This is a genomic window from Actinomycetospora sp., assembly GCF_055612215.1.
Genome location: NZ_JBVPVA010000960.1, coordinates 1 through 6,038, shown reverse-complemented (window position 1 = coordinate 6,038; position 6,038 = coordinate 1). Strand labels below are relative to the sequence as shown.

The 6,038-nt window shown below is 76.7% G+C and carries 5 protein-coding genes and 1 pseudogene; 5 read left to right on the top strand and 1 reads right to left on the bottom strand.

Annotated elements, in window-relative coordinates:
• Both AC0CYZ_RS26190 and AC0CYZ_RS26185 read left to right on the top strand, forming a co-directional pair.
• Positions 1-419, top strand: a pseudogene (locus AC0CYZ_RS26190) (glycosyl transferase); the annotation flags it as partial.
• Positions 416-1,969: a phytoene desaturase family protein gene (locus tag AC0CYZ_RS26185; protein WP_472220805.1), complete on the top strand. Its 1,554-nt coding sequence runs from the start codon at positions 416-418 to the stop codon at positions 1,967-1,969. The pseudogene AC0CYZ_RS26190 and the gene AC0CYZ_RS26185, both read left to right, overlap by 4 nt.
• Here AC0CYZ_RS26185 and AC0CYZ_RS26180 read toward each other — a convergent pair.
• On the bottom strand, positions 1,869-2,573 hold the full coding sequence (locus AC0CYZ_RS26180; RefSeq protein WP_472220803.1) for a CDP-alcohol phosphatidyltransferase family protein: 705 nt from the start codon (positions 2,571-2,573) through the stop codon (positions 1,869-1,871). The genes AC0CYZ_RS26185 and AC0CYZ_RS26180 overlap by 101 nt on opposite strands.
• Positions 2,574-2,624: 51 nt before the next feature.
• Between AC0CYZ_RS26180 and AC0CYZ_RS26175 the strand changes: the two genes are divergently transcribed.
• From AC0CYZ_RS26175 to AC0CYZ_RS26165, 3 genes are all read left to right on the top strand, one after another.
• Positions 2,625-4,472 (top strand): YhjD/YihY/BrkB family envelope integrity protein, encoded by a 1,848-nt coding sequence (locus AC0CYZ_RS26175; protein WP_472220801.1) that lies wholly within the window; start codon positions 2,625-2,627, stop codon positions 4,470-4,472.
• Positions 4,469-5,071 (top strand): hypothetical protein, encoded by a 603-nt coding sequence (locus AC0CYZ_RS26170; protein ID WP_472220799.1) that lies wholly within the window; start codon positions 4,469-4,471, stop codon positions 5,069-5,071. The genes AC0CYZ_RS26175 and AC0CYZ_RS26170 overlap by 4 nt, the downstream gene beginning before the upstream one ends.
• A gap of 59 nt (positions 5,072-5,130) precedes the next feature.
• On the top strand, positions 5,131-6,038 hold a 908-nt coding region (locus tag AC0CYZ_RS26165; protein ID WP_472220797.1), incomplete at its 3' end, for a GMC family oxidoreductase N-terminal domain-containing protein.

Sequence of the window (6,038 nt, the reverse complement as noted above, 5' to 3'; positions counted from 1 at the left end):
TCGCCCGCGCGGTCCGGCGCAGCGGCGGGCGCACCGGCGTCGCCGACGGGTCCGGGCTCGCCACCTGCCGGATGTACGACTCCGGGGCGGACCTGCGCGCGGGCTACCGGAAGTCGCTCTGGGCGGCGTTCGGCTCGCCCGCGGGAGCGGTCGCCGTCGGCGCGGCGCTCGCGCTGGTCTACGTGCTCCCGCCCGCCGCGGGACTGGTGGGTTCCCGGACCGGTGCCGCCGGGTACGCCGCCGCGGTGGTCGGGCGCGTGCTCGCCGGCCGCTTCGTCGGATCCGCGTCCCGGGTGGACGCGCCCGGGTGGGACGCCGCGGCGCACCCGCTCTCGGTCCTCGCCGTCCTCGGCCTGGTGGTCTCGTCGTGGGTCGGCCGCGTCCGCGGCACGTTGAGCTGGAAGGGACGGACGGTGTGAGCCGTGTCGTGGTGATCGGGGCCGGGCTGGGCGGCCTCGCGAGCGCCGCGCGCCTGGCCGCCGCCGGCCACGACGTCGAGATCCACGAGGCGGCGGACACGGCCGGGGGCAAGCTCGGCGTCGTCGAGCGGGACGGCTTCACCTTCGACACCGGTCCCTCGCTGCTCACCATGCCCGGCCTGCTCGACGAGCTGTTCGCGGCCACCGGCGGACCCGCCGACCTGCCCGTCACCCCGGTCGACCCGGCCGGTGACCTGCGCTTCGCCGACGGCACCCACCTGGTCCTCCCCCACGACCCGGCCCGCGTCCCCGCGGCGCTCGACGCGGCCCTGGGCACCGGCGCCGGCGCCGCCTGGCAGCACCTGCACGACCGCTCGCGGCACCTGTGGTCGCTCGTCGGCCGCGACGTGCTCCGCCGCCCGCTGACGACGTCGGCGCTGCTGCGCATGAGCGCCCGCCCGCGCGACCTGCGCGCCGTCGCGCCATGGCGCACCGTGCGTGGCCTGGGCCGGCGGCTGCTGCCCGACCCGCGGCTGCGGACCTGGCTGGAGCGCTACGCGACCTACTCGGGCTCCGACCCGCGGCGGACCCCCGCGGTGCTGTCGGTGGCGGCCTTCGTCGAGCAGGAGTTCGGCGCGTGGTGGGTCCCGGGCGGGCTGCGCCGCATCGTCGACGTGCTGCTCGAGCGCTGCCGGGCCCTCGGCGTCACCGTGCACCTGGGGTCGCCGGTCGAGGCGGTCGTCGTCGAGGACGGCCGGGTGGCCGGCGTCCGGGTCCCGGGCGGCGAGCGGGCGGCCGACGTCGTGGTGAGCGACGCCGACGCGGCGGTGCTGCACGAGCGGCTGCTGCCCCGCGGGGCGGCACCCCGGGCGCGGCGGCGACTGCGGCGCGCGGCGCCCTCGAGCGCGGGCTTCGTCCTCCTGCTGGGCCTGTCCGGCCGCGAGCCCGGCGCGGCGCACCGCGTCCTGTTCCCCGCCGACTACACCGCCGAGTTCGACGCCGTCTTCGGCCGCCGGCCCCGCCCGGTCGAGGACCCGACGGTCTACGTCCACGCCCCCGACGACCCGGCGCTGCGCCCCGACGACGAGTCGGAGGGCTGGTTCGTGCTGGTCAACGCCCCGGTGCACGACCCGGCCCACGGCGTCGACTGGGACGCGCCCGGCCTGGCGGACGCCTACGCCGAGCACGTGCTCGACGTCCTCGCGGCCCGCGGCACCGACGTCCGGCCCCGGCTGCGCTTCGCCGAGATCCGGACCCCGGCCGACCTCGAGCGCTCCGCGGGCGCCCCCGGCGGGGCGATCTACGGCACCGCCTCCCACGGCCCGCGGGCCGCGCTGCGCCGGCCCGCCAACGCCGGGCCCGTGCCCGGGCTCTACCTGGTCGGCGGCTCGGCCCACCCGGGCGGCGGGATCCCCCTCGTGCTGATGTCGGCGGAGATCGTCGCGGACCTCATCGGCCCGGCGGGTCCGTCGGGAAGCGCCGGGGCACCGAGCGGACGACGCCACGCGCCAGCTGCGCCAGCCCGACCGTCGCCAGGGCCGCCCAGGTGACCGCGAACGTCGTGCCCCAGCTCCAGCCCGCCAGCGGCACCCCCGCCGGGAACACGGCGGCCCCGACGGCGGGCAGCGCGACGAGGATCAGCCGGGTGGGCCGCTCGGCCACCGTCACCGCGCCCACCCCGGGCATGCCGACCGACTGCGCGCGGGCCCGGGCGTACTCGTGGACGAACGTCGCCGCGGCGACGCCGACGGCCCAGCCGACCGGGGCGCCGAGGGCGACCAGCACGGCCGCGAGCAGGAGGTCCCCGAGCCGGTCGGCCACCGCGTCGAGGACCGCACCCAGCGGGCGGGCCCGCCCGGTCGCCAGCGCGACCGCCCCGTCGAGTCCGTCGGCCACCCCGGCGAGCACGACGAGCAGCGCCGTCACCACGGTCCACGGCGGGCCGACGACTGCGAGGGCCCACGCCCCGACCAGCAGCGCGACGCCGGCCGCGGACAGCACGTCCGGCGGGATCCGGGCGATCGGGCCGCCCGCGAGGACGCGCACCATCCGCAGCCAGCCGCGCACCACGGGGGAGGGCCGGATGTCGCCGTGCAGCGCCGACCACCCGGCGTCGGCCTCGTCCCCGGGGCCGTCGGTCTCCCGCGACGCCATCCCGCCAGCCTGCCAGCGCCTCCCGCGCCCCGCCGCGTCGTGGGGACGGCCGTGACCCGCGCGGACGATCGGCGCCTGCGGATCCGGGGCGCCGCGGGCGAGGTCCGACGGACGTTCCCGGGCAGCGACGTCGCCCTGTGGGCCGCGGGCGCGACGTACTTCGGGCTGATCGGGCTGGTGCCGCTCGCCCTGGTCTCGCTGTGGGCGGTCGGGCAGCTGGTCGGCCCGGACACCGTGACGCGGGCCATGGAGGCCGCGATCGGCGGGTTGCCCGGCGGGCACGGCACCCCGGAGGCGCTGCGCACCCTGACCCGGGTGGCGCTGTCGATGTCGTGGGTCCGCGCCCTGGTCGTCCTCTTCCCCGCCAGCCTCTACGGCGAGGGGCTGCGTCGCGCGTTCCTGCAGCTCTCCGGCATCCCGGACCGGCTGACCGGGTGGCGGGGCCGCGCCGGGCTGCTCGGCGTCGCGGTGGTGGCGCCGTTCCTGGTCCTCGCCGTGCTCGCGACCTCCCCGTTCGTCGCGCCGATGTACGCCCGCGGCGGCTGGTGGCTGGTCCTCGGCGTCGTCGTGGCGTTCCACGTGGTGTGGGTGGCCGTCTCGACCACGGTCGTCGCCGTGTTCCGGCTCGTGGGTCCCGGGCGCCTGGGCTGGCGCGCGCTGCTCGTCGGCGGCTTCTCCACCGGGGCCGTGCTCGCCGGGTTCCTGCAGGGCTTCCTGGTGTTCCTCGCCATCCCCGTCGAGTGGTCCGCGCCGTTCGGCGGGCTGCCGATCGTCGGCGCCGTCTCGGCCCTGGCGCTGTGGCTCTACCTGATCCACCTGCTCGTGCTGTGCGGCTACCGGGTCACCGTCGTCCTCGACGGGCTGCTCGTCGGGCGACGCGCCCGGACGCACGATTCGGCGAGCACGCCGGAGGGGGATGCTGGAGGCATGAAGGCTGCCGTCTACCGGAAGACCGGACCCGCCGCCGAGGTCCTCGCCGTCGAGGACGTCGACCTGCCCGACCCGGGGCCCGGCGAGGTCCGGGTGCGCATCACGCGCTCCGCGATCAACCCGACCGACTGGAAGACGCGCGCCGGACTGACCGGCCGGGACCCGGACGACTTCCAGATCCCGCACCAGGACGGCGCCGGCATGATCGACGCCGTCGGCCCCGACGTGGCCGACCGCGAGGCCGGCCAGCACGTCTGGCTCTTCTTCGCCGCCTTCGGCAACCGCTACGGCACCGCGGCCGAGTACACCGTGCTGCCCGCGGAGCGCGCCGTGCCGCTGCCCGACGGCGACCACGACGACCTCGGCGCGTGCCTCGGCGTCCCCGCGATCACCGCGGCCCAGTGCCTGGGCAGCGACCCGGCGGCCCTCGAGGGCGCGACGGTGCTGGTGGCGGGCGGGGCGGGCGCCGTCGGGCACTTCGCGATCGAGCTGGCCAAGTACGCCGGCGCCCGCGTGATCGCCACCGTGAGCTCCGAGGAGAAGGGCGAGCTCGCGCGCGCGGCCGGCGCGGACGTCGTCGTCAACTACCGCGAGTCGGGCGCGATCGAGCGCATCCGCGGGATCGCCGAGCGCGTGGACCGCATCGTCGAGGTCGCGCTCGGGGCGAACCTCGACCTCGACCTCGCCGTCTCCGGCGCGGGCACCGAGATCGCGGTGTACGCCAACGAGCCCACCGACCCGGTCCTGCCGGTGCGCCGTTTCATGACCGCCAACGCGACGCTGCGCTTCGTCCTGCTGTACGGCGTGCGCCCGGTCGACCTGGCCGCGGACGTCGCCTGGGTGCGCGACGCGGTGGGTGCCGGGGCCCTCACTCCGCTGCCCATCTCCTCCTTCGGGCTCGACGACGTCGTCGCTGCTCAGGAGGCGGTGGAGAACGGCGCGGTCGGGAAGGTCATGCTTGTCCCATGACCCGGGGCGCCCGACGCCTCCCGGACCCGACCGACACCGACCACCGCACCCCTGGAGGTCCGCCCGTGACCAGCCGCTCCGGCCGCTTCGAGATCCTTCCCGACGTGATGCTCGCGTGGACCCCCGCCGCGGACCCCGAGAACGAGGCCGAGTGGGTCGGCGCGTCGTCGGCGAGCTGGGACCTCGACGGTGAGCGCCAGGGGCAGCGCACCGCGTGGAAGCTCGCCGTGTCCCACTCCCGCGAGAAGCGGGTGGGGCCCGGCACCGTCGGCTGGGTCCACGAGTGGACCGGTCGCGGCCGGATCGCGGCCGTCCTGGTGTTCGACAGCAACCCGTACTCGCGCACCGGCCCCACCAACGAGGTCGAGTGGTACGCCGAGGGCGTCCTGGCCGTGATCCCGCCCGAGGACCGGGTGGACGCGGAGACGATCATGGCGCACCCCGACTGGAAGCCGAGCGCCCCGTACGTGGGTGCCCGCGGCCGCCAGTTCAAGGACGGGGCGCCGGTGGCGCCGGGCAACGCCGCGGTGCTGCGCGAGCTCGTCGACGCCGAGACCGCGCGCTGGCTGAGCAAGGACGCCCGCGCCGGCGCCCGATAGGACGCACACCTCGTACCTGTGACCTTCCGTCACAGCTACCCGCGCGTTAACGTGCGTCGGTGCAGCACGACGACCTCCACTACGACGTCCTCGTCATCGGTTCCGGCTTCGGCGGCAGCGTCACGGCCCTGCGGCTGACCGAGAAGGGCTACCGCGTCGGCGTGCTGGAGGCCGGCCGCCGGTTCACCCCCGAGACGCTGCCCTCGACGTCGTGGGACGTCCGCAACTTCCTCTGGGTTCCGCGGCTGGGGTGCTACGGCATCCAGCGCATCCACGTGCTGCGCGACGTCGTCGTGCTCGCCGGGGCCGGGGTCGGCGGCGGGTCGCTGAACTATGCGAACACGCTCTACCAGCCGTCGTCGCCGGCGTTCTACCGCGACCCGCAGTGGTCCGCGATCACCGACTGGCGCACCGAGCTCGACCCGTTCTACGACCAGGCACGGCGGATGCTCGGCGTCGTGACCCAGCCGAGCGTCACGCCCTCCGACGAGGTGATGCGCCAGGTCGCCCGGGAGTGGGGCCGCGAGGACACCGTCACCCCGACGCAGGTCGGCGTGTACTTCGGCGAGGGCCCCGGCGTCACGGCGCCCGACCCGTTCTTCGGCGGCGCGGGCCCCGAGCGGACGGGCTGCCTGGAGTGTGGCGAGTGCATGACCGGCTGCCGCCACGACGCCAAGAACACCCTCGACCGCAACTACCTGGGGCTCGCCGAGCGCGCCGGCGCCGTCGTGCACCCGGAGACGACGGTGCTGTCGGTGCGGCCCCGCGACGGAGGTGGCTACGAGGTGGTGACGCGGCCGACGCGGCGCGGGCGGCGGCGTCGCGCCGTGTTCACCGCCGACGAGGTCGTGTTCTCGGCCGGGACGTGGGGCACGCAGTCGCTGCTGCACCGGCTGCGCGACACCGGGACGCTTCCGCGCGTCTCCGCGCGGCTCGGCCACCTGACCCGGACCAACTCCGAGGCCCT

What these genes read in the sequence shown, in the direction of transcription:
- AC0CYZ_RS26180 (WP_472220803.1), bottom strand. Translation starts at nt 2,573, where the DNA reads ATGGCGTCGCGGGAGACCGACGGCCCCGGGGACGAGGCCGACGCCGGG.
- AC0CYZ_RS26170 (WP_472220799.1), top strand. Translation starts at nt 4,469, where the DNA reads ATGACCCGGGGCGCCCGACGCCTCCCGGACCCGACCGACACCGACCAC.